This window comes from Rhodococcus sp. 06-462-5 (genome assembly GCF_002258315.1).
Taxonomy (GTDB): domain Bacteria; phylum Actinomycetota; class Actinomycetes; order Mycobacteriales; family Mycobacteriaceae; genus Rhodococcoides.
In genome coordinates this window covers 106,634-127,046 of sequence record NZ_NOYD01000050.1, presented here as the reverse complement: position 1 = coordinate 127,046, position 20,413 = coordinate 106,634, and the positions used below count along the sequence as shown (strand labels likewise).

General features: G+C 65.8%; 20 protein-coding genes. 15 read left to right on the top strand and 5 right to left on the bottom strand.

The window, feature by feature from the left end; all coding sequences use genetic code 11:
• Window positions 1–110: 110 nt before the first annotated feature.
• From CH251_RS22255 to prcA, 3 genes are read left to right on the top strand one after another with little or no spacing between them, the layout of a single operon-like run.
• On the top strand, window positions 111–305 hold the full coding sequence (locus tag CH251_RS22255; protein ID WP_008716348.1) for a ubiquitin-like protein Pup: 195 nt from the start codon (window positions 111–113) through the stop codon (window positions 303–305).
• Entirely contained in the window at window positions 302–1,243 is a 942-nt protein-coding gene (gene prcB / locus CH251_RS22250; RefSeq protein ID WP_094615116.1) for a proteasome subunit beta, read from the top strand. The genes CH251_RS22255 and prcB overlap by 4 nt, the downstream gene beginning before the upstream one ends.
• On the top strand, window positions 1,240–2,013 hold the full coding sequence (prcA, locus tag CH251_RS22245) for a proteasome subunit alpha (protein ID WP_094615115.1): 774 nt from the start codon (window positions 1,240–1,242) through the stop codon (window positions 2,011–2,013). The genes prcB and prcA overlap by 4 nt, the downstream gene beginning before the upstream one ends.
• A 33-nt stretch (window positions 2,014–2,046) precedes the next feature.
• Here prcA and CH251_RS22240 read toward each other — a convergent pair whose 3' ends face one another.
• Entirely contained in the window at window positions 2,047–3,516 is a 1,470-nt protein-coding gene (locus tag CH251_RS22240) for a bifunctional phosphatase PAP2/diacylglycerol kinase family protein (protein WP_094615114.1), read from the bottom strand.
• A gap of 98 nt (window positions 3,517–3,614) precedes the next feature.
• Here CH251_RS22240 and pafA point away from each other — a divergent pair, with 98 nt between their 5' ends.
• From pafA to CH251_RS28165, 7 genes are all read left to right on the top strand, one after another.
• Window positions 3,615–4,973 carry a Pup--protein ligase gene (pafA, locus tag CH251_RS22235; protein ID WP_170944814.1) on the top strand — a complete coding sequence of 453 codons (1,359 nt, stop codon included), beginning with the start codon at window positions 3,615–3,617 and terminating at the stop codon, window positions 4,971–4,973.
• Window positions 4,974–5,034: 61 nt separating this feature from the next.
• Window positions 5,035–6,027 carry a YafY family protein gene (locus tag CH251_RS22230; RefSeq protein ID WP_094615113.1) on the top strand — a complete coding sequence of 331 codons (993 nt, stop codon included), beginning with the start codon at window positions 5,035–5,037 and terminating at the stop codon, window positions 6,025–6,027.
• Entirely contained in the window at window positions 6,024–7,019 is a 996-nt protein-coding gene (locus tag CH251_RS22225) for a YafY family protein (protein ID WP_094615112.1), read from the top strand. Before CH251_RS22230 ends, CH251_RS22225 begins: the two co-directional genes overlap by 4 nt.
• Before the next feature lie 86 nt (window positions 7,020–7,105).
• Window positions 7,106–7,372 (top strand): Sec-independent protein translocase subunit TatA, encoded by a 267-nt coding sequence (tatA, locus tag CH251_RS22220; protein ID WP_094615111.1) that lies wholly within the window; start codon window positions 7,106–7,108, stop codon window positions 7,370–7,372.
• Window positions 7,373–7,482: 110 nt separating this feature from the next.
• Window positions 7,483–8,454, top strand: a complete 972-nt coding sequence (gene tatC, locus CH251_RS22215; RefSeq protein WP_094615110.1) for a twin-arginine translocase subunit TatC — start codon at window positions 7,483–7,485, stop codon at window positions 8,452–8,454.
• 27 nt (window positions 8,455–8,481) lie between these two features.
• Window positions 8,482–11,256 (top strand): RNA helicase, encoded by a 2,775-nt coding sequence (locus tag CH251_RS22210; protein ID WP_094615109.1) that lies wholly within the window; start codon window positions 8,482–8,484, stop codon window positions 11,254–11,256.
• Between the two features lie 94 nt (window positions 11,257–11,350).
• The gene (locus CH251_RS28165; protein WP_094615108.1) at window positions 11,351–12,319 is read left to right on the top strand and encodes a DUF4333 domain-containing protein; all 969 of its coding nucleotides are present in this window, start codon (window positions 11,351–11,353) and stop codon (window positions 12,317–12,319) included.
• Window positions 12,320–12,338: 19 nt separating this feature from the next.
• Here the strand turns inward: CH251_RS28165 and CH251_RS22200 are convergent, their stop codons facing one another.
• A complete protein-coding gene (locus CH251_RS22200; RefSeq protein WP_094615310.1) occupies window positions 12,339–13,316 on the bottom strand; it encodes a 5'-3' exonuclease in 978 nt (325 codons plus the stop codon).
• Between the two features lie 27 nt (window positions 13,317–13,343).
• On the opposite strand from CH251_RS22200, the gene CH251_RS22195 reads away from it, so the two are divergent.
• Both CH251_RS22195 and CH251_RS22190 read left to right on the top strand, forming a co-directional pair.
• Entirely contained in the window at window positions 13,344–14,486 is a 1,143-nt protein-coding gene (locus tag CH251_RS22195) for a Xaa-Pro peptidase family protein (RefSeq protein WP_094615107.1), read from the top strand.
• Window positions 14,483–15,061, top strand: a complete 579-nt coding sequence (locus CH251_RS22190) for a nucleotidyltransferase family protein (RefSeq protein WP_094615106.1) — start codon at window positions 14,483–14,485, stop codon at window positions 15,059–15,061. The genes CH251_RS22195 and CH251_RS22190 overlap by 4 nt, the downstream gene beginning before the upstream one ends.
• 19 nt (window positions 15,062–15,080) lie before the next feature.
• Here the strand turns inward: CH251_RS22190 and CH251_RS22185 are convergent, their stop codons facing one another.
• Entirely contained in the window at window positions 15,081–15,494 is a 414-nt protein-coding gene (locus CH251_RS22185; protein WP_094615105.1) for a TIGR03618 family F420-dependent PPOX class oxidoreductase, read from the bottom strand.
• Between the two features lie 45 nt (window positions 15,495–15,539).
• On the opposite strand from CH251_RS22185, the gene CH251_RS22180 reads away from it, so the two are divergent.
• From CH251_RS22180 to CH251_RS22170, 3 genes are read left to right on the top strand one after another with little or no spacing between them, the layout of a single operon-like run.
• Complete coding sequence (locus CH251_RS22180) at window positions 15,540–16,298, top strand: SDR family NAD(P)-dependent oxidoreductase (protein ID WP_094615308.1); 759 nt, start codon at window positions 15,540–15,542, stop codon at window positions 16,296–16,298.
• Entirely contained in the window at window positions 16,271–17,545 is a 1,275-nt protein-coding gene (cbiE, locus tag CH251_RS22175; protein ID WP_256979240.1) for a precorrin-6y C5,15-methyltransferase (decarboxylating) subunit CbiE, read from the top strand. The genes CH251_RS22180 and cbiE overlap by 28 nt, the downstream gene beginning before the upstream one ends.
• Window positions 17,506–18,288 (top strand): cobalt-precorrin-6A reductase, encoded by a 783-nt coding sequence (locus tag CH251_RS22170; RefSeq protein WP_094615104.1) that lies wholly within the window; start codon window positions 17,506–17,508, stop codon window positions 18,286–18,288. Before cbiE ends, CH251_RS22170 begins: the two co-directional genes overlap by 40 nt.
• On the opposite strand, the gene CH251_RS22165 is transcribed toward CH251_RS22170, so the two are convergent.
• Window positions 18,271–19,764, bottom strand: a complete 1,494-nt coding sequence (locus CH251_RS22165) for a precorrin-2 C(20)-methyltransferase (RefSeq protein ID WP_094615103.1) — start codon at window positions 19,762–19,764, stop codon at window positions 18,271–18,273. The genes CH251_RS22170 and CH251_RS22165 overlap by 18 nt on opposite strands.
• Window positions 19,761–20,387 (bottom strand): precorrin-8X methylmutase, encoded by a 627-nt coding sequence (locus CH251_RS22160; protein ID WP_094615102.1) that lies wholly within the window; start codon window positions 20,385–20,387, stop codon window positions 19,761–19,763. The genes CH251_RS22165 and CH251_RS22160 overlap by 4 nt, the downstream gene beginning before the upstream one ends.
• Window positions 20,388–20,413: the final 26 nt, after the last annotated feature.

Sequence of the window (20,413 nt, the reverse complement as noted above, 5' to 3'; positions counted from 1 at the left end):
TTTCGGCGGAACGTTCGGTTGCACTTGCACATCCACGACGGTGCACCGCGGATCGACCGAAGAGAGTGCAGTAGATCTGTTTTCTCGATACACGGAGGAGGTCGGCGACTATGGCACAGGAGCAGACACGGCGCTCTGGCGGCGGCGACGACGATGAGGTTCCCGGCGACACCGGAGCCGGTGGTCAGGAACGACGCGAGAAGCTGGCCGAGGAGACCGACGACCTTCTCGACGAGATAGACGACGTGCTCGAGGAAAACGCCGAGGACTTCGTCCGCGCCTACGTTCAGAAGGGCGGCCAGTGACGGTGGATCGTTCGGACCCACGGTCGGCCGGCGACGGAGCGGCGATCCCATTCGGGTCGAGCAGCTCGTCGTTCTCCGATTATCTTCGTCGGCACGCCCCTCATCTGTTGCCCGAGAGCGGTATCGCGGCGGATCTGGCGTCCCACACCGCGAACGGCGGTTCGGACAAGTCCGGTATCGCTCCGCACGGGACGACGATCGTTGCACTGACCTACGCGGGCGGCGTTCTGATCGCGGGTGACCGGCGAGCAACGCAGGGCAATCTGATCGCCAATCGCGACATGCAGAAGGTCTACGTCACCGACGACTACTCCGCCGCCGGTATCGCCGGAACTGCGGGTATCGCGATCGAGCTGGTACGGCTCTTCGCCGTCGAACTCGAGCACTACGAGAAGATCGAGGGCGTGCCGCTCACGTTCAACGGCAAGGCCAACAAGCTGTCGTCGATGGTGCGAAGCAATCTCGGTGCCGCGATGCAAGGGCTCGCCGCCGTCCCGTTGCTGGTCGGATTCGACATCGACATCTCGGATCCGGATCGAGCCGGACGCATCGTGTCCTACGACGTGGTCGGCGGGCGATACGAGGAGCGTTCGGGCTATCACGCGGTGGGATCGGGATCGTTGTTCGCCAAGTCCGCGCTCAAGAAGCTCTATCGCCCCGCAATGACCGAGGAGGAGGCGATCCGTGCAGCGGTGGAATCGCTGTACGACGCCGCCGACGACGACTCGGCCACCGGTGGTCCGGACGTCACCCGCGGGATCTACCCGACGGCTGTCGCCATCACCAGCGTCGGGGCGGACGACGTTGCGCACGAGAGGATTTCGGCTGCAGCGCGGTCCGTCCTCGCGGAGCGGACCGAGAGTGCGGCGCATTCCGGCGGTGCCGAGCACCACACCCGGGCCGGCCAGCAAGTGAGCGAAGGGGGTAGCGCACCATGACGATGCCGTACTACGCATCCGCCGAACAGATCATGCGCGATCGTTCGGAGTTGGCGCGCAAGGGAATCGGCCGCGGCCGCAGCGTCATCGTGCTGACGTACGCGGACGGGGTCCTCTTCGTGGCCGAGAACCGTTCGACCGCGTTGCACAAGGTGAGCGAACTCTACGACCGGATCGGCTTCGCGGCCGTTGGCAAGTACAACGAGTTCGAGAACCTGCGCAAGGCCGGCATCCAGCACGCCGATATCAAGGGATACACCTACGATCGGCGCGACGTGACCGGTCGATCGCTCGCCAAGACGTACGCGCAAGCGCTCGGCACGATCTTCACCGAGCAGCTCAAGCCGTACGAGGTCGAGATCTGTGTCGCGGAGGTGTCGCACCAGGACGAGCCGGTCGCGACGCAGCTCTACCGCATCACTTACGACGGATCCATCGTCGACGAGCAGGATTTCGTCGTCATGGGCGGGACGACCGAGCCGATCGTGGCTGCGCTGAAGGACACCTACCGCTCCGGGCTGGATCTGGCCGACGCAGTGCGGGTCGCCGTCGACGCACTCACGGCAGGTCCGACTACACCGCCTGCGGCCGGCACCGAGCCGGAGAAGAAGATTCTCGAGGTGTCGGCGCTCGAGGTCGCGGTGCTGGACCAGGCGCGGCCGCGACGAGCGTTCAGACGCATCGCCGGAGCTGCACTGGAGGACATGTTGCCGACGCCGACCGCTGCGGTCGAGGCGGCAACCGACACCGAAGGCGCACCGCCTTCCTGACCGGTTGTCCCGGCACTCGTTCGGCCTCGTGCGCTATCGCTTCCGGTAGAGCACGAGGCCGTTCTTGTCGCTGGTGAACTCGAACCACGTTCCGTCGCCCACCACTTCGCCGTCGGCCGCAAGCGCGACGGGGGCACCCTCCACCTCGACGGTCAGTTCCTTCACCGCTCGACGAACGTAGGCGGGCGACGAGCCGAGGGTGCCGGTCAACGTTGCCCACAGCAGCCTGGTTCTGGATGCCTTCGGCTCGGACGGAAGAAACCGGACATCGAGGGTTCCGGTGTGAATACTGCTGCGAGACATGGGCACTTGGTCGGTCGGTACGTAATTGCCGTTGCCGACGAACAGCATCCAGACCGAGTGCCTGGTGCCGTCGAGCCCGATGTTCAGTGGTTCTGCTGCTGCCAGGACCCTCGTCATCGCGATGGCGGCGGCCGGCCATTTGCCGATCCGGCGTTGCAACTTCTGACGCAGCCGCACCGAGTCGGGGTAGCCACCGAACGTGGCGGTGTTGACGAAGGACACGCTGCGGCCGTCGACGGACACCTCGGCGATGTCGACCAGTTCGGCAGTGCCCGCTTCCACGGCGGCAGCGGTGTCCTCCACGACGGTCAATCCGGTGTCGCGCGCGAAGTGGTTGAGGGTGCCGCCCGGAAAGGCTGCGAGGGGTAATCCGTTGCGCACCGCAGATGCGGCAACGCTGACCACGGTTCCGTCGCCACCGCACACACCGAGGGCACGCGGGGACGTGCTCCGAATCCGCTGTTCCAGTTGCTCGTTGAAGTCCTGATCGGGATTCGGCACGAACAGATCGGCATCGGGAAGTGCTCGACGAATCGCGTCGGGCACCGCGTCTGAATCGGTGCCCGAACCCGGATTGACGAGTACCAGCAGCCCTCGGCCACCCTGCAGCGGCTCGACCTCGACCGGGGAACCCAGATCGGCAGGCTTCTCCGACCGCACGGCCCACCAGCGACGGGTGGACAACGCGATGGCCGAGCCGAGAGCGGCACCTGCGATGACGTCCGTCGGCCAATGCACCCCGACGTGGACCCTCGAGTAGCACACCGCGGCTGCAACGGGTGCCAGCAGCGCGCCTGCCACCGGGGATTCGATCGCCACCGCTGTGACGAACGCAGCCGCCGACGCCGAATGACCGGAGGGGAACGACGACGACACCGGCGGCGCCAGTACCTGACGCAGGACGGGAACCGACTCGGAATCGGGACGAGTCCGCGGGAACAGTGGTTTGAGCAGCCCGTTCGCCACAGAGCTCGCACCGGCCAGTGCCACGAGCCCCCGAACGCCACCGCGTCGGGCCGGGCCACCTGCGGCCACGAGAAGCGCAGCCGCGCCGAGCCACAGACGACCGTGATCGGCGGCATTGCTCAAGGCGCGCAGGCCACCGTCCGCTCTGCTCTGCCGTAGAGCAGCACTTCGTGCCACCAGGGACAGATCCCACGCGTGGACGGTCGTCGAGATCGGGGTGCGCGTGGATGTCATGACGCCCAGCCTAGGCACGTGCGACGGCATCCTCACGGACGGACGACATCGGGGCGCTCCGACACATCGATTCCAGGGTTGCGTTGTAGTGTCGAAGTGTGCAGCGACGAATTATGGGCATCGAGACAGAGTTCGGTGTCACATGTACTTTCCACGGACATCGACGGCTGAGTCCGGACGAAGTGGCTCGCTATCTGTTTCGCCGAGTCGTCTCGTGGGGTCGCAGCTCGAATGTGTTTCTTCGCAACGGTGCCCGCCTGTACCTCGACGTGGGCTCGCACCCCGAGTACGCCACCGCCGAGTGCGACAGTCTGTTGCAGTTGGTCACCCATGACCGCGCCGGCGAGCGTGTACTGGAAGACCTGCTGATCGACGCCGAGCAACGCCTGGCCGAAGAGGGCATCGGGGGCGATATCTATCTGTTCAAGAACAACACCGACTCGGCGGGAAACTCCTACGGCTGCCACGAGAACTTTCTCGTGCAACGTGCAGGCGAGTTCTCCCGAATCTCGGACGTGTTGCTGCCGTTCCTGGTCACGCGTCAGTTGATCTGTGGCGCAGGCAAGGTACTGCAGACACCCAAGGCTGCGACGTTCTGCCTGTCGCAGCGCGCCGAGCACATCTGGGAAGGCGTCTCCTCGGCCACCACTCGTTCGCGGCCGATCATCAACACTCGTGACGAGCCGCACGCCGATGCCGAGAAGTACCGCCGGCTGCACGTCATCGTGGGCGACTCGAACATGGCCGAGACCTCGACGATGCTCAAGGTCGGAACGGCAGCCCTCGTTCTCGAAATGATCGAGGCGGGTGTGTCCTTCCGAGATTTCGCACTGGACAATCCGATTCGCGCCATCCGCGAGGTCAGTCACGATCTCACCGGACGACGTCCCGTTCGACTCGCCGGGGGACGACAGGCCAGCGCCCTCGACATTCAGCGCGAGTACTACGCGCGAGCCGTCGAGCACCTCAAGACGCGCGAGCCGAACACTCAGGTGGAACAGGTCGTCGACCTGTGGGGACGAACGCTCGACGCCATCGAGACACAGGATTTCGCGAAGGTGGACACCGAGATCGACTGGGTCATCAAGCGCAAACTGTTCCAGCGCTACCAAGACCGGTACTCGATGGAGCTGTCCGATCCCAAGATCGCTCAGTTGGACCTGGCCTACCACGACATCAAACGCGGCCGGGGAGTGTTCGACCTGTTGCAGCGCAAGGGTCTGGCCAAGCGAGTCACCGAGGACGAACAGATCGACGAGGCCGTCGATCTGCCGCCGCAGACCACCCGCGCCAAGCTGCGCGGAGAATTCATCACGGCCGCCCAGGAGGCAGGTCGCGACTTCACGGTCGACTGGGTGCACCTCAAGCTCAACGACCAGGCTCAGCGAACCGTGCTCTGCAAGGACCCCTTCCGATCGGTGGACGAGCGAGTGGAACGACTGATCGCATCGATGTAGTCCCGCACGCAGTCGGGTCGTTACCGCTGCGACCACCGGTGAGCAACTAGGCTCGACTGTCGTGGCCACCACCAAAGTCGAACGCCTGATGAATCTGGTCATCTGTCTGCTGTCGACACGTCAGTTCCTGACCGCGGAGTGGATCCGCGAGAGCGTTGCCGGATACGACGACTCCACCAGCCACGAAGCGTTCAGCAGAATGTTCGAGCGAGACAAGAACGAGCTGCGAGACCTCGGTGTCCCGTTGGAGACCGGTACCGCCACCAGATTCGGTGGCGTCGAGGGCTATCGCATCAACCGCGATGCCTACGAACTACCCGATATCGACCTCACCAGCGAGGAATCGGCCGCCGTTGCAGTCGCCGTCAAACTGTGGGAATCGCCGGAGCTGACCTCCGCGGCACAGAGTGCGTTGCTCAAACTCCGCGCCGCAGGAATTCAGGTCGACCAGAACGATTCCGCCGCGGCGGTGACCGCGGTTCCCGCGCGCACCCGAGGCTCCGAACCTGCGCTGGGTGCCCTGCTGGCCGCGATCGACGACGGAAAGTCGGTGCGGTTCCAGCACCGCCCGTCGTTGACCGAGCCGTTCACCACCAGAACCGTCCAGCCGTGGGGTGTCGTGACCTTTCGCGGCCGCTGGTATCTGGTGGGGCACGACGTGGACCGCGACGACACCCGCACGTTCCGTCTGTCCCGAATCGGCGACGAGGTCAAGTCGTTCGGCACCGCGCAGAGCGTCCGCAAGCCCGACGGCGTCGATCTGCAGGACATCGTCCGCCGAGTGGCGGGCACGTCCTCGGTGTCGGGCACGGCCCGGGTGTGGCTGCAGGACGGCAAGGCGCTGGAACTGCGCAGAATGGGAACGGTGGTGGGCGTGCAGAGTCTCGGCACCCGCAACGGCACCGTCGTCGAGGTGCCCGTGCGGTCCTGGGATTGGGTCTCGCGGTTGATCGCCGGTCACGGCGCGGATGCGGTGGTGCTCGAACCCGCGGAGCTGCGCGCCGACGTGATCTCGACCCTGCAGACGGCGGCCGACGTGGAGAACGAACGATGAGCGCACGACTGTCGGTTCGGCTGGCCAGGTTGCTCAACATGGTGCCGTTCTTCATGGCCAATCCCGGCATGAGTGCCGAGGAGGCCGCGCGCGAGCTGGGGGTGTCGACGGCAACCCTGATGGCCGATCTCAATCAGCTCTGGATGTGCGGTCTGCCCGGCTACGGCCCGGGTGATCTCATCGATCTGTCGTTCTCCGAGGAGAGCATCGACGTGACGTTCTCGGCCGGGATAGACCGACCGCTGCGTCTGACATCGACCGAGGCGACGGCCCTGTTGGTTGCGCTTCGCTCTCTGACGTCGATGCCCGGCATGGTCGACCCGTCCGCCGCTCAGCGCGCGATCGCGAAGATCGAGACCGCAGCCGGCTCGGCTGCGGCCAACGTGCCGCTCTCGTCGGATCACGACGGCGTGGGTGCCGAAGAGGGCCCGGTCTCTGCCACCGTTCGGTCCGCGCTGCGTCACCGGCACGCCCTGGAGCTGACCTACTACTCCGCATCGCGAGACGTCCTCACCGAGCGGACCGTCGACCCGATCAGGACGGTCGTCGTCGACGACCACAGCTATGTCCAGGCGTGGTGTCGAAGCGCCGAGGGAGTTCGGCTCTTCCGGTTCGACCGCATCGACTCGGCCATCGAACTCGACGAACCCGCCGCGCCGCCGGAATCGGTGCAGGACGAGGACGCCTTCGAGATCTTCAACGACGATCCCTCGCTGTCGCAGGCGCGGCTGAAGGTGTCGCCTGCCTTCACCTGGATCCTGGATTACTACCCGATGACGCAGGTCGCTGCGGATGCGGACGGGTCGATCGTGGTCACGATGCGGTTCGCGACGCTGCAGTGGATGACTCGATTGACCCTGGGCTTCGGCGGCGGCGTCACGGTACTGGCACCTGAATCCTTGGTGAACTCCGTCCGCGATCGAGCCCGCTCGGCCCTGGATGCGTACGCCGAGCTCGACGCCACCAGCGCGGACGGCACCGTCGCCACATGAACACGGGGCAAACCGGCACCCGCCGCTGCCGGAGGCGACACCCGCGGTCGGGTACGCTCGATTCATCTGATCTGTAGGAGGTTCGCATGGGATTCACCAGTCCCTGGCACTGGGCCATCGTTGCGGTGGTCGTCATCATTCTGTTCGGTTCCAAGAAGCTGCCCGAGGCCGCTCGCGGACTCGGCCGGTCGCTGCGCATCTTCAAGAGCGAGGTGAAGGAGATGCAGAACGACGGCAAGTCCGACACCGACACTGCGACGGCGCAGCAGCCGGCAGCTCCCGCTCAGCTGCCTTCGCCTGCGCCGGTCGTGCAGCCGAACACCGAGACCCAGCACGACGCGAAGTCTGCCTGAGCGCACGGCCGCTCAGCACACCTTCGGTGCCAAGTGGCACCGAAGGTTCACTGCTGTCGGTGACGGCTCCTCGCCGTCGTCCGACCGAAGAAGGCTGACCGTAGAACACCATGCGCATTCCGTTCGATCCGCGGCGTAGCAAGCGCCGAATCAATCCCGACGGCACGATGTCGTTGGTCGATCACCTGTACGAGCTGCGAACCCGGCTCCTGTGGTCGTTGGTAGCCGTTGCGCTGACGACTGCCTTCGGGTTCTTCTGGTATTCGCACACCATCTTCGGCGTCGAGAGCCTCGGCGACCTTCTGCGGGGTCCCTACTGCACGCTCGATCCCAGTCTCCGTGCGAATCTGAGCAACGACGACCAGTGTCGTTTGCTGGCGACCGGACCGTTCGATCAGTTCCTGTTGCGATTCAAGGTCGCGTTCACCGCCGGCGTCGTGCTGGCCTGCCCCATCTGGCTGTATCAGATCTGGGCCTTCATCACCCCGGGCCTGTACGCCAACGAACGTCGCCATGCAGTCTCGTTCGTCTCCGCAGCGGCAGCGCTGTTCGTCGCCGGAGCCGTCCTGGCCTACTTCGTGGTCGCCAAGGGCCTGCACTTTCTGCTCTCCATCGGCGACAACGTGCAGATCACTGCCCTGAGCGGCGATCAGTACTTCGGATTCCTGATCAACCTCCTCATCATCTTCGGTGTCAGCTTCGAGATTCCGTTGCTGGTCGTCGCCCTGAATTTCGTCGGCGTACTGACCTACGAGCGACTCAAGGCGTGGCGTCGAGGTCTCATCTTCGGGCTGTTCGTCTTCGCGGCCATCGCAACTCCGGGGCAGGACCCTTTCTCGATGCTGGCCTTGGCCCTGGCGTTGACGGTGCTCTTCGAAATGGCAGTGCAGATTGCGCGAATTCACGACAAGCGTAAGTTGCGCAAGAGAAGAGACGAATGGGGTGATGTGTCAGATGACGAAGCAACGCGCATCGACGGCGCAGGTTCGATCGAGTCACCGGATGCCGTCGCTCCGGCACCGCCGTCCAGCGGCTTCAGTACCGCGACCCGAGTACAGGCACAGTACGACGACACGATCTGACCTCGGTCGAACCGTCGGGTCGATCGCATGACCGAGACGGTTGTCGGCACGGGGACGAGCCCCCGACCCACCCAGCTGCAACGTTTCTCGGCCGAACTCGGCTTCCCACTCGACCGATTCCAGGTGGACGCGTGTACGGCGCTCGAGAACGGTCACGGCGTTCTGGTCTGTGCCCCCACCGGTGCGGGCAAGACCGTCATCGGCGAGTTCGCGGTGCACCTGGCGCTCGCCGCAGGACGCAAGTGCTTCTACACCACCCCGATCAAGGCACTGAGCAACCAGAAGTTCGCCGAGCTCACCGCACGGTACGGGCGAGACACGGTCGGGCTGCTGACCGGAGATTCGTCGATCAACCCCGATGCCCCCATCGTCATCATGACGACCGAAGTGCTGCGCAACATGCTCTACGCATCCTCGGACGCATTGCGGGGGCTCTCGCACGTCGTGATGGACGAAGTGCACTACCTCGCCGACCGTTTCCGAGGCGCGGTGTGGGAAGAGGTCATCCTGCACCTGTCCGACGACGTTCGACTGGTCAGCCTGTCGGCAACGGTGAGCAACGCCGAGGAGTTCGGTGCCTGGATGAGCACTGTTCGCGGTGACACCTCCGTCGTGGTCGACGAGAACCGCCCGGTACCCCTGTCGCAGCACATCATGGTGGGCCGGCGATTGTTCGATCTGTTCGACACGCGCGCCCAGTCGGCCGACGGCAGTCAGAAGATCGTCGTCGATCGGGAACTCGTACGACACGTCAAACAACGTCAGTCCCTCGACTCGATGGACCGCTGGCACGCTCCACACAGCCGAGGCCGCGGCGGTCGGGCAGGCGGCGGAGGTCGCGGTGGCGGTCAGGGCAGTGGTGCGAACAATCGCCCACTGGCCCGACCCGATGTGATCGCCAAGCTCGACGAAGAGGGTCTGCTCCCCGCGATCACGTTCATCTTCAGCCGCGCCGGCTGCGACGGTGCCCTGACCCAGTGCATGCGTTCGCGGCTGGTGCTGACCACGCCCGAGCAGGCCGAGGAGATTCGGTACATCGTCGAGAAGCACACCTCGGAGCTGCCGCGTGAGGACCTCGAGGTTCTGGGCTTCTGGGAGTGGCGCGACGCGCTCGAGCGTGGATTCGCCGCCCACCACGCCGGGATGTTGCCGGTCTTTCGGCACACCGTCGAGGAGTTGTTCGTCAAGGGCCTGGTCCGGGCGGTGTTCGCCACCGAGACGTTGGCTCTCGGGATCAACATGCCTGCCCGAACCGTCGTGCTCGAGAAGCTGGTCAAGTTCAACGGTGAGACACACGCCGAGTTGACGCCGGGGGAGTACACCCAGCTGACCGGCCGGGCCGGACGCCGCGGCATCGACGTCGAAGGACATGCCGTCGTGCTGTGGCAGCCGGGCACGGAGCCGACCGAGGTCGCGGGTCTGGCGTCGACCCGCACGTTCCCGCTGCGCAGTTCGTTCGCGCCGGCCTACAACATGTCCATCAACCTGATCGAACAGTTCGGTGCGGCCGATTCGCGTCTGCTGCTCGAACGGTCTTTCGCACAGTTCCAGGCCGACCGCTCCGTCGTCGGGATGGTGCGCGGTATCGAGAAGAACGTGCAGACATTGGAGGCGCTCGGTGCTCGTCTCGGCGGCCCAGACGGTGAATACTTCGAGTACGCGCGATTGCGCGAGCGACTGAAGGATCGCGAGAAGACCCTCGAACGCCAGAGCAGGTCCGATCGACGGGACAAGGCAGTCGATTCGCTGCGTGCCCTACGCCGCGGCGATGTGATCTCGGTGCCGACCGGTCGCCGCAGCGGCCTTGCCGTGGTCCTCGAGGCGGACGACGACCGCGCGGATCCGCGTCCGCTCGTGTTGACCGAGGACAAGTGGGCCGGCCGACTGTCTGCGGCGGACTTCCCCTCACCTGCAACACCTCTGGGCACGATGCGGCTTCCTCGTTTCGTCGACCATCGCACCGCCAAGACCAGGCGAGACCTGGCAACCGCCCTCGTGACACGCGGAATCTCGCAGCCGTCGGACCGCATCCGACGCAAATCGACGGCAGCGGACGACAAGGAACTGGCCACCCTTCGACGAGCCATCCGATCGCATCCGGTGCACGCGCGCTCCGACCGCGACGAGCTCGGCCGCACCGGTGAGCGCTACAACCGGTTGGCGCGCGAGACCGAAACGATGCGCCAGAAGGTGTCGGCCACGACGAACTCCCTCGCCCGGACGTTCGACCGCATCCTGGCGTTGCTCGCCGACCGCGGTTACGTGACGGCCGGCAAGGATCCGAAGGTCACCGACGACGGCGCGAGGCTGAGTCGGATTTATTCCGAGTCCGATCTACTGGTCGCCGAGTGCTTGCGCGGCGGCCTGTGGCAGGGCCTTTCTCCAGCCGAGTTGGCGGCGGTGGTCTCGGCAGTGGTCTACGAGTCCAGGTCGGAGGGTGACATCACTCCGCACGGTCCGACGGGTCCGATTCGACACGCGCTGACCGAGACGGTGCGAGTCTGGCACGAGCTGCGGTCCGACGAAGTTCGACACAAGCTTCCGCCGACGAGAGAACCTGACATGGGTTTCGTGAAGGCGATCTACAAGTGGGCGTCGAACCATTCGTTGGTCGATGCCCTCGTGACCGCGGGCGACAACGGCAAAGCACTGTCCGGCGGAGACTTCGTTCGCTGGTGTCGGCAGGTGATCGACCTGCTGGATCAGGTTCGGCTCGCGGCCCCGGAGCCGGAACTGTCGCGAACTGCAGCGCGGGCGATCGCGGCTCTGCGCCGTGGCGTGGTCGCCGTCGACGCCGCATGACGGGAGCGAATCGGACTGCCGGGTCGGTACAGCGGAGAGTCGCACGGGCGGGATACTGTACCCCCGACGAATCCGAATTTTCAGTGGAGGCGAGATGAGCGGCCCATACGGTCCGACCGATCCGGACAACAGCTGGTCGCGCAAGCCCGATCAGCAGGACGGCGCCGCGAACGACACGCCGGAGACGCAGCCTGGTGGTTCTTCGGCCGAGTCACAGACTCCGACGCCATCGGCGTGGGGTCAGTACGGACAGCCGCCGGCCGCGCCCTACGGCGAACCCGGCCAGAGTGCGTACGGGCAGAGCCCACAGCAGCCCGGAGGTCAGTACCCGCAGGGGCAGTACCCGCAGGGGCAGTACCCGCAGGGGCAATACCCACAGGGTCAATACCCACAGGGTCAATATCCACAGGGGGGATACCCTCAGGGTCAGTACCCCCAAGGCCAATACCCGCCTACCGGCTATCCACAGGGGCAGTACTCCCAGGCCCCGAACACACAGGGTGGCTACCCCCAGGGACAGAACCCCACCGCGCAATACCCCGCCGGTCAGCAGTACGGCGCGCCCTATCCCGGTGCCGGCGCGCCTGCATCGGGTGATGCGGCATACCAGAACCCCTACGCACCACAGCAATTCGGTGGTGGACAATACGGCCCAGGGCAATACGGTCAGCAACCACAGCAGCCCTGGAATCCCAACCAGCAATATCCCAACCAGCAGTACCCGAATCAGCAGGGGCCCGGGCAGCCCGGGGCCAAGTCGAAGAAGCCCCTGATCATCGCAGGTGCCGTCATCGCAGTGTTCGCGGTGATCGCCGTGGTGTCGTTCTTCGCGTTCGGTCGCACAACCACCCTCGATACTGCGGCGGCCGAGGAGGGTATTCGCACGGTCGTCACCGAGTCCTACGGTGCGTCCGACGTCTCCGGTGTGTCCTGTCCCCAGGACATCGAGGTCGAGGCCGGGACCAGTGTCGACTGCACCCTGACGGTCGACGGTGCGTTCAAGACGGTGACGTTGACCTTCCTCGACGACGACGCCAACTACGAGGTCTCCCTGCCCAAGTAGACCGGCCCGACCGCTTGGGTCAGTTCTTCGACGCCGTGGCCGCCATCGCAGCGACGAGGCGGTTCACGGCGTTCTCGATACCGAGGGTTTCGGCGAGCGTGTTCAGCGCGTCGAGATCGGCGGGCTCGGCCGGAATCTCGTCGGACTTCGACAGGACGACATCGGCGTCGGTGACAACTCGGACGACGGGAAGTGCGGCGTCCAGGTACTCGCTCGCGTTTGCCAGCTTCGCCCGGATGCCCTTGGCCATGTCCGATGCCGGGTCGAGGGCCGCAGCGCGCAACGCAGCGACGGATTCGTAGTTCAGCATCAACGTCGATGCCGTCTTCTCCCCGATGCCTTTGACGCCGGGTAGGCCGTCGGAGGCATCGCCGCGCAGCAGTGCAAGCTCCGCGTATGCCGCGCCGGCACGGTGCAGGGGCACTCCGTAGCGCTCGGAAACCAGTGCGGGATCGAACAATTCGGCTTTGGCCAACCCACGGCCGACGTACAGGACGCGCACCTCGTTCGGCTCGTCGGCGGCAACCTGCAACAGATCCCTGTCTCCACTGACCACGACCACGGGGTCCTGGCGCTCGCGCGCTGCGAGGGTTCCCAGCACGTCGTCGGCTTCGAGACCTTCTGCGCCTGCGGTCGCGATCCCCAATGCGGCGAGCACATCCATGATCATGTCCACCTGCGGTGTCAGTGTCTCCGGAACTTCTTCGCTCTCGGCGACCTCCGGGGCAGCGTCGGCCACACGGTGCGCCTTGTAGGACGGCACGAGGTCGACGCGGAACTGTGGGCGCCAGTCGAGATCGAGGCACACTGCGAGTCGGCCGGGTTCGGTGCGCGCGATCAACGCCGAGATCATGTCGAGGAAGCCGCGAACGGCATTGACGGGTCGCCCGTCGGGGGCCGTAATCGACTCGGGCAGTGCGTAGTAGGCCCTGAACCACAGGCTCGCACCGTCGAGGAGCAGCAACGGAGACTTTCCGGGGGCGGTCATGGGGCTCATCTTGCCGTACGGCATTAGCCTGAAGGTATGAGTGTCGATTCTTCGGTCAGTTCCTCACGTTTCTCCAGCGATGTCTACGCGTCCAGACTCGCCCGCGCGGCTCGCCTGACGTCGGAAGCAGGATTGGATGCCCTGTTGATCACCCCGGGTGCCGATCTGCAGTACCTGATCGGGTCGAAGGCCAGCTCGTTCGAGAGGCTCATCGCTCTGGTCGTTCCGGCAGACGGCAGCACCCCCACGGTCGTGGTTCCGCGGCTCGAGCTCGCCGCACTGGGTGATTCCGCGGCGCAGGAGCTGTCTCTGACGCTCGTCGACTGGGTCGACGGTGTGGATCCGTACGCCCTGGTGGCAGCTGCAGTTCCGGGCGGAACGAGAACAGCCGTCGCCGACGCCATGCCCGCCCTGCATTTCGTACCGTTGGCCGGCGTCTTCGGTACGGTCCCGGTACTGGCCACCGACGTCCTTCGCGAACTTCGAATGGTCAAGGATGCAGCCGAGATCGACGCGCTGCGGCGCGCCGGGTACGCCATCGACCGCGTGCACGCCCGGATGGGAGAGTGGCTTCGAGTGGGCCGCACGGAAGCGCAGATCGCGTCGGACATCGCGGCCGCGATCGTCGAAGAAGGCCATACAGCACCGGAATTCATCATCGTCGGGTCCGGGCCTCACGGTGCCGATCCGCACCACGAGGTCTCCGATCGAGTCGTCGAGGCGGGCGACATCGTGGTGATCGACATCGGAGGACCCGTTGCACCGGGGTACAACTCCGACTCGACCCGCACCTACAGTCTCGGCGAGCCCTCGGCGGAGATCGCCGAGCAGTACGCGGTACTCGAGCGGGCCCAACAGGCAGCCGTCGATGCGGTGGTACCCGGCGTCACGGCGCAGTCCATCGATGCGGCAGCCCGCGACGTCCTGGTCGACGCCGGTCTGGGCGAGGCGTTCCTACACAGGACCGGGCACGGGATCGGCCTGTCGGTGCACGAGGAGCCGTACATCGTTGCCGGTAACGACATCACGCTGACCGAGGGGATGGCGTTCAGCATCGAGCCGGGAATCTACTTCCGCGGACAGTGGGGTGCGCGCATCGAGGACATCGTCGTCGTCACCGCGGACGGCTGCGAGTCGGTCAACCTCCGGCCGCACGGCCTGGCCGTCCTGCCGGGGTGACGAATCGAGGCGAGTCCGAGTTCGTCTCGATCGTTCGATCCAATCCTGCTGTCGCCGAGATACTTCGACGTGCACCACATTTGAAGCTTCCCGGGTGGTATCTGACGGCAGGTGGACTGTTCCAGACGGTGTGGAACCACCTGGCCGGCCGGGACCTGCGTGCAGGAATCCGGGACTACGACTTCTTCTACTTCGACGACTCCGATCTGTCCTACGAAGCGGAGAACGAGGTGATCCAGCGCGCGGCCTCGGTGTTCGCCGACCTCGGTGTGGACGTCGAAGTACGCAACGAGGCGCGCGTACACCTGTGGTACGAGCAGCATTTCGGCACTGCGATCGCACCGTACCGAAGTACCGAGGATGCGATCGATCACTTCGTCTCCACCACGTGCTGCTTCGGCATCACCGTCGACCACGGCGGAACGGATGAGGTGTATGCACCGCACGGATTCGACGATCTCTTCGCGGGAATCGTGCGGCCGAACCCGCGGTTGCCGATGCGGCACGTGTACGAGGCCAAGGCGGAGCGATGGACGACCGAGTGGCCTGACCTGACCGTTCTACCGTGGCCGTGAGGGCCGTGGTGACGGCTCGCTACCGGTTGAGCAGCGAACGGCTACCCAGTACCCGCTGCACCTGAATCTCGATGACGACCCGGGTGGGGTTCTCCCTCGGTACGCGGTAGCGCTGCGCATAGCGGTTCTCGGCATCGACGACCGATTCGCGATCGTTTCGGACCGACGCGGGCCCCTCCAACGTGAGCCAGCGGGCACCGTCGATCTGAGTGACGGCGGCGTAGGCACCGCGGCCGGCGTTGATGGCTTTCTGCGACACGTCGTTGGTGATGACTCGGGCAATCTGCGCGTCGCCGTCGTAGGTGAAGCCGACCGCTACGACGTGCGGGGTTCCGTCCGGGCGCAGTGTCGTCAGCGTCGCAAGGTGCCTCTCGGTGAGGAAGTCGATCGCGTCGTCGGTGAGGGCAGTCGCGTCAGCGGGTTGTGCGGCCATAACCCGACTGTAGTGAACGGTGTTCGATCGGCCAGACTGGACGGCGTGAGCAGACGAGCAGAACCCGCGGCCGGAACGCTGTTGCTGTTGGGCGGGCGCAGCGAGATCGGACTCGAGGTCGCCACCCGACTCGCCTCGGGGCGAACCGTCGTACTGGCAGCTCGGCGCAGCACCGACCTCGATGACGAGCAACGACGAGTGCAGCAGGCGGGCGCGGACGCCGTTCACACCGTCGAATTCGACGCGAACGCGATGGACAGTCACGCCGAGTTCCTGAGCGGGGTTGCCGAGCGATACGGTCCGATCGGGACAGTGGTGCTGGCGTTCGGAATCCTCGGGGATCAAGCCCGCGCCGAGGACGACGCTCAGCACGCTCTCGACGTCATCACCACCGACTTCCTGGCTCAGGTTTCGGTGCTGACGCACGCGTCGAAGTTGCTCCGAGCCCAGGGGAGCGGCGACCTGGTCGTGTTCTCGTCGGTTGCGGGTGTTCGAGTGCGACGCGCCAACTACGTGTACGGGTCGGCGAAGGCCGGTCTCGACGGGTTCGCCAGCGGACTGAGCGATTCCCTGCACGGCAGCGGGGTGCATCTGCTCCTCGTTCGTCCGGGATTCGTCATCGGTTCCATGACCGAGGGGATGACGCCCGCGCCTATGTCCAGTACACCGGATCAGGTCGCCGACAGCGTAGTTACAGCGCTCGGCAAGCGTCGGGCCACCGTGTGGATCCCCGTCACTCTGCGACCGGTGTTCTTCGCCATGCGTCTACTGCCACAATGGCTCTGGCGCAGGATGCCGCGCTGATGACGGCACCCGTGCCCCCTCCGATCGTGGTCGTGGGAATCGGTGCGGACGGCTGGGACGGGCTCCCTCTCGGTTCGCGCACGGCCGTCGAGCAGGCAGATGTGGTGTTCGGTTCCGCCCGCCAGGTCGCGGGGGTGCGCGAGCACTGCACCGAGACCAGGACGTGGCCCAGTCCGTTGGTACCGAATCTGCGGCCGATGATCGACGCCTGTGCAGGTGCTCGCGTGTGCGTGCTGGCCAGCGGGGATCCGATGTTCCATGGCATCGGGGTGACGCTGGTGCGGGAGTTCGGTGCCGATCGCGTGCGGGTCCAGCCGGCACCGTCCTCGGTGTCGTTGGCATGCGCGCGACTGGGTTGGGCACTTCAGGACACCCCGACGGTGTCCCTGGTGAACACCCCGACCGAGACGGTGTTGCCCGAGTTGGCCGACGGTCGTCGGATACTGGTGTTGAGCCGGGGCAGCAGCACGCCGGGAGAGATCGCGGCAGTGTTGTGCGCCAACGGCTTCGGATCGAGCGAGTTGACGGTCCTCGAACAGCTCGGCGGACCGGCCGAGCGAGTCGTCGGCGGAATCGCCCGAGAGTCGACGTTCGAGGGCGTCGACCCGCTCAATGTCGTTGCACTGCGGTGTGTCCGAGATCCCGACGCGTCCCGCCACACCCGCATTCCCGGCCTGGTCGATTCTGCGTACACCGGAGACGGTCAGATGACCAAGCGGGAGGTTCGAGCACTCACGCTCAGCGCGTTGGCACCGGCACCCGGAGAGTTGCTGTGGGACATCGGAGGCGGCTCGGGAACCATTGCCATCGAATGGATGCGGACCGACCGATCCTGTCGCGCAGTGACGTTCGAGAGCTCGCAGGCGCGCCGTGAGCAGATCGAGACCAATGCACTGCACCTCGGAGTTCCGCAACTCGTGGTGCACGGCGGTGCCCCGGAGAGCTTCGCTGCGGTCTCGGATTCGGACGCCGCACCGGATGCGGTGTTCATCGGTGGTGGCTTGACCGGGGCCGACATGCTCGCGGCGTGCTGGGACGCGGTGCGCGCGGGCGGACGAGTGGTGGCGAATTCGGTGACCGCCGAATCGGATTCGTTGTTGCTGACCGCCGCGGCGAAGTACGGCGGAGAGCTCCGCAGGTTCCAGATCTATCGAGGTGAACCGCTGGGCGCGTTCACCGCGTGGAGACCGCAACTGCCGGTCACCCAATGGTGTGCGACCAAACAGTGGAGTGCGACCGAACGGTGAAAGTCCTCGTTCTCGGTGGTACGACGGAGTCGCGGGCACTCGCGGCGGCTCTGGACACGGTGCAGGGGATCGAGACGATCACCTCGCTGGCCGGTCGGGTCGCCGAGCCGATACTGCCCGTCGGACAGACGCGAATCGGTGGCTTCGGGGGTCCGGACGCCCTGGCAGTGTGGCTGCGAGACAACGAGATCGACGCGGTGGTGGATGCGACACACCCGTTCGCCTCCACCATCGGTGCACACGCCGAGCAGGCAACTCGGGCAGCGTCGGTCGCGCTGCTCGTGCTGACGCGGCCACCGTGGACCGCGGGCGAGGGTGATCGATGGACCTCGGTTGCCTCGTTGCCCGACGCGGCGTCGGCAATCACCCCCGGCAGCAGGGTGTTCCTCACGACAGGCAGGCAGGGTGTTCACCATTTCGCGAGTGTCGATCACTCGTGGTTTCTGGTCAGAGTGATCGACCCTCCGACCGGCCCGGTGCCGCCGCACATGACGCTGCACCTGAGCCGTGGGCCCTTCGACGTCGACCACGAGTCGATGATCTTCGCGGACAACCGAATCGACGTGTTGATCACCAAGAACAGCGGCGGCGACATGACGCGAGCCAAGCTCGATGCTGCCCGAGCGGCATCGATTCCGGTGATCGTGGTCGACCGTCCCGCGCGAACCGGCTCGGCACCGACGGTGTTCGACATCGCCGCCGCCGTGGACTGGCTGACGAATCGACTACGCTCCGCCCTCTGACGGGTACCGGCGGGAGGTGAACACTTTCGGTCCGCTTCCCGTGTCGACCACCGTCGTCATCGACGATCCGATGATGAGCAGGCACCGCATGTCGATCGACTCCGGGTCGAGTTCGCCGAGCGTGACGGTGCGAACGGATTCCTGCGCGCTGCCCACTGCGCGTCCGATGACCACGGGGGTCTGCGACGAACGGTGCTCGAGCAGAATCTCTTTCATCGCCGCAACCTGCCAGGTTCGTGATTTCGACGCCGGGTTGTAGATCGCGATCGCCATGTCGGCTCCGGCGACCGCCGAGAGCCGCGCTGCGACGACGTCCCAGGGCTTGAGGCGGTCGGAGAGGGAGACGACGGCGTAGTCGTGTCCCAGCGGTGCGCCCACTCGACTGGCGACGGCGTTGGCGGCCGTCATTCCGGGCACCACCCGTACCGGTACCGAGTTCCACTGCTGCTCGGCTGCCACTTCGATCACGGCGGTGGCCATCGCGAACACCCCCGGATCGCCGGAGGAGACCACGGCCACTCGGCGACCCTGCTTGGCGAGATCGAGCGCGAAGGCGGCACGTTCGGATTCGACCTTGTTGTCACTGGCGTGTCGAATCTGCCCGGGCCTCGGCGGTACCCGATCGATGTAGGTGACGTAGCCCACGAGATCGGTGGCGGCGGCCAGTTCGGCGCGCACCTCGTCGGTCGTCCATGCGTCGTCGCCGGGACCGAGGCCGACGACGACCACTTCTCCGGTATCGGTGCGCGTGTCGGATCGGTTGGACGGGCTCGGCACGACGATCATCGAGAAGTAGGGCACGTTGTCGGCGCCTGCGGCGTCGAGTATTCGCTGCTGGGGCGTGCTGGCGCGTTCGACGTAGCGCGCCTCACCCAACCGGCCGGAACGCTCCAGTGCCTCGAGCACCGTGGGGTAGGTCCGGCCCAGCTTCATGATCACGGCCGCGTCGGTGCCGCGCAGTCGGCGCGTGAGTTCGTCTGCGGGCAGCGTGCCGGGAAGCACGGTGAACACTTCGTCTCGTTCCACGAGCGGAGTTGCCAGCGCGGCCGAGGCCGCACTGACCGACGTCACGCCGGGCACGACCTCGACCTCGAACCGGTCGGCCAACCGTTTGTGCATGTGCATGTAGGAGCTGTAGAACAGCGGATCACCCTCGGCGAGAAGCACTACGGAGCGTCCCGCATCCAGATGGGCCGCCAGCCGTGCGGCAGCGGATTCGTAGAACTCGTCGATCGCACCCTGATATCCACCGGGGTGCGCCGTGGTCTCGGTGGTCACCGGATAGACCAGATGTTCCTCGAGTTGCCCGTCCCGCATGTACCCGGCCGCCAGTCCGCGGGAGATGCTGCGACCGTGCTGTGCACTGTGGAAAGCGACCACATCGGCCTCGGCGATCACACGAGCGGCCTTGACCGTCAACAACTCCGGATCGCCGGGACCGACGCCGACTCCCCACAGTTTTCCGGTAGTGGTCATTCCTGCTCGCTCGCAATGGCATTGACTGCAGCGACGGTGATCGGACTGCCACCACGTCTGCCTCGAACGACCAGATACTCCACGCCGAGGTCGGCTGCGATCAGATCCTCCTTCGACTCGGCCGCCCCGATGAATCCGACCGGGCCGCCGACGATGGCCGCAGGCTTCGGCGCTCCGGCCGCGAGCATCTCCATCAAGTGGAAGAGCGCAGTCGGTGCATTGCCGATCGCTACGACGGCGCCGTCGAGCTTGTCGCCCCACAACTCCAGCGCCGCAGCGGTTCTCGTGGTGTCCATCCGCTTCGCCAACTCCGGCACCCGCGGGTCGGACAGGGTGCACAGCACCTCGTTGTCGGACGGAAGACGACGACGAGTGATGCCGGCGGCCACCATGTTGGCGTCGCACAGAATCGGCGCGCCCGAGTTCAGTGCCGCGCGTCCGGAGGTCACGACCGCGGGGGTGTAGCCGATGGTCTCGGTCAGATCGATCTCTCCGACCGCGTGAATCATGCGCACGACGACCTGTGCCACGTCCGGTGCGAACCGAGACAGATCTGCTTCGGCTCGGATCGTCGCGAACGATTGTCGGTAGATCTCCGCGCCGTCGCGGACGTAGTCGTGCATGCGTTTCACGATAGGGGAGAGGGACC

Bases quoted from the DNA above. Each gene is read 5' to 3' on its own strand.
- CH251_RS22165 (WP_094615103.1), bottom strand. From the start codon at position 19,764: ATGACCACTACCGGAAAACTGTGGGGAGTCGGCGTCGGTCCCGGCGAT.
- CH251_RS22160 (WP_094615102.1), bottom strand. From the start codon at position 20,387: ATGCACGACTACGTCCGCGACGGCGCGGAGATCTACCGACAATCGTTC.
- CH251_RS22185 (WP_094615105.1), bottom strand. From the start codon at position 15,494: ATGGCCGCACAACCCGCTGACGCGACTGCCCTCACCGACGACGCGATC.
- CH251_RS22255 (WP_008716348.1), top strand. From the start codon at position 111: ATGGCACAGGAGCAGACACGGCGCTCTGGCGGCGGCGACGACGATGAG.
- tatC (WP_094615110.1), top strand. From the start codon at position 7,483: ATGCGCATTCCGTTCGATCCGCGGCGTAGCAAGCGCCGAATCAATCCC.
- CH251_RS22210 (WP_094615109.1), top strand. From the start codon at position 8,482: ATGACCGAGACGGTTGTCGGCACGGGGACGAGCCCCCGACCCACCCAG.
- prcA (WP_094615115.1), top strand. From the start codon at position 1,240: ATGACGATGCCGTACTACGCATCCGCCGAACAGATCATGCGCGATCGT.
- CH251_RS22240 (WP_094615114.1), bottom strand. From the start codon at position 3,516: ATGACATCCACGCGCACCCCGATCTCGACGACCGTCCACGCGTGGGAT.
- CH251_RS22195 (WP_094615107.1), top strand. From the start codon at position 13,344: ATGAGTGTCGATTCTTCGGTCAGTTCCTCACGTTTCTCCAGCGATGTC.
- CH251_RS22170 (WP_094615104.1), top strand. From the start codon at position 17,506: ATGGTGTGCGACCAAACAGTGGAGTGCGACCGAACGGTGAAAGTCCTC.
- CH251_RS22200 (WP_094615310.1), bottom strand. From the start codon at position 13,316: ATGAGCCCCATGACCGCCCCCGGAAAGTCTCCGTTGCTGCTCCTCGAC.
- CH251_RS28165 (WP_094615108.1), top strand. From the start codon at position 11,351: ATGAGCGGCCCATACGGTCCGACCGATCCGGACAACAGCTGGTCGCGC.
- CH251_RS22225 (WP_094615112.1), top strand. From the start codon at position 6,024: ATGAGCGCACGACTGTCGGTTCGGCTGGCCAGGTTGCTCAACATGGTG.
- cbiE (WP_256979240.1), top strand. From the start codon at position 16,271: ATGGCTCTGGCGCAGGATGCCGCGCTGATGACGGCACCCGTGCCCCCT.
- tatA (WP_094615111.1), top strand. From the start codon at position 7,106: ATGGGATTCACCAGTCCCTGGCACTGGGCCATCGTTGCGGTGGTCGTC.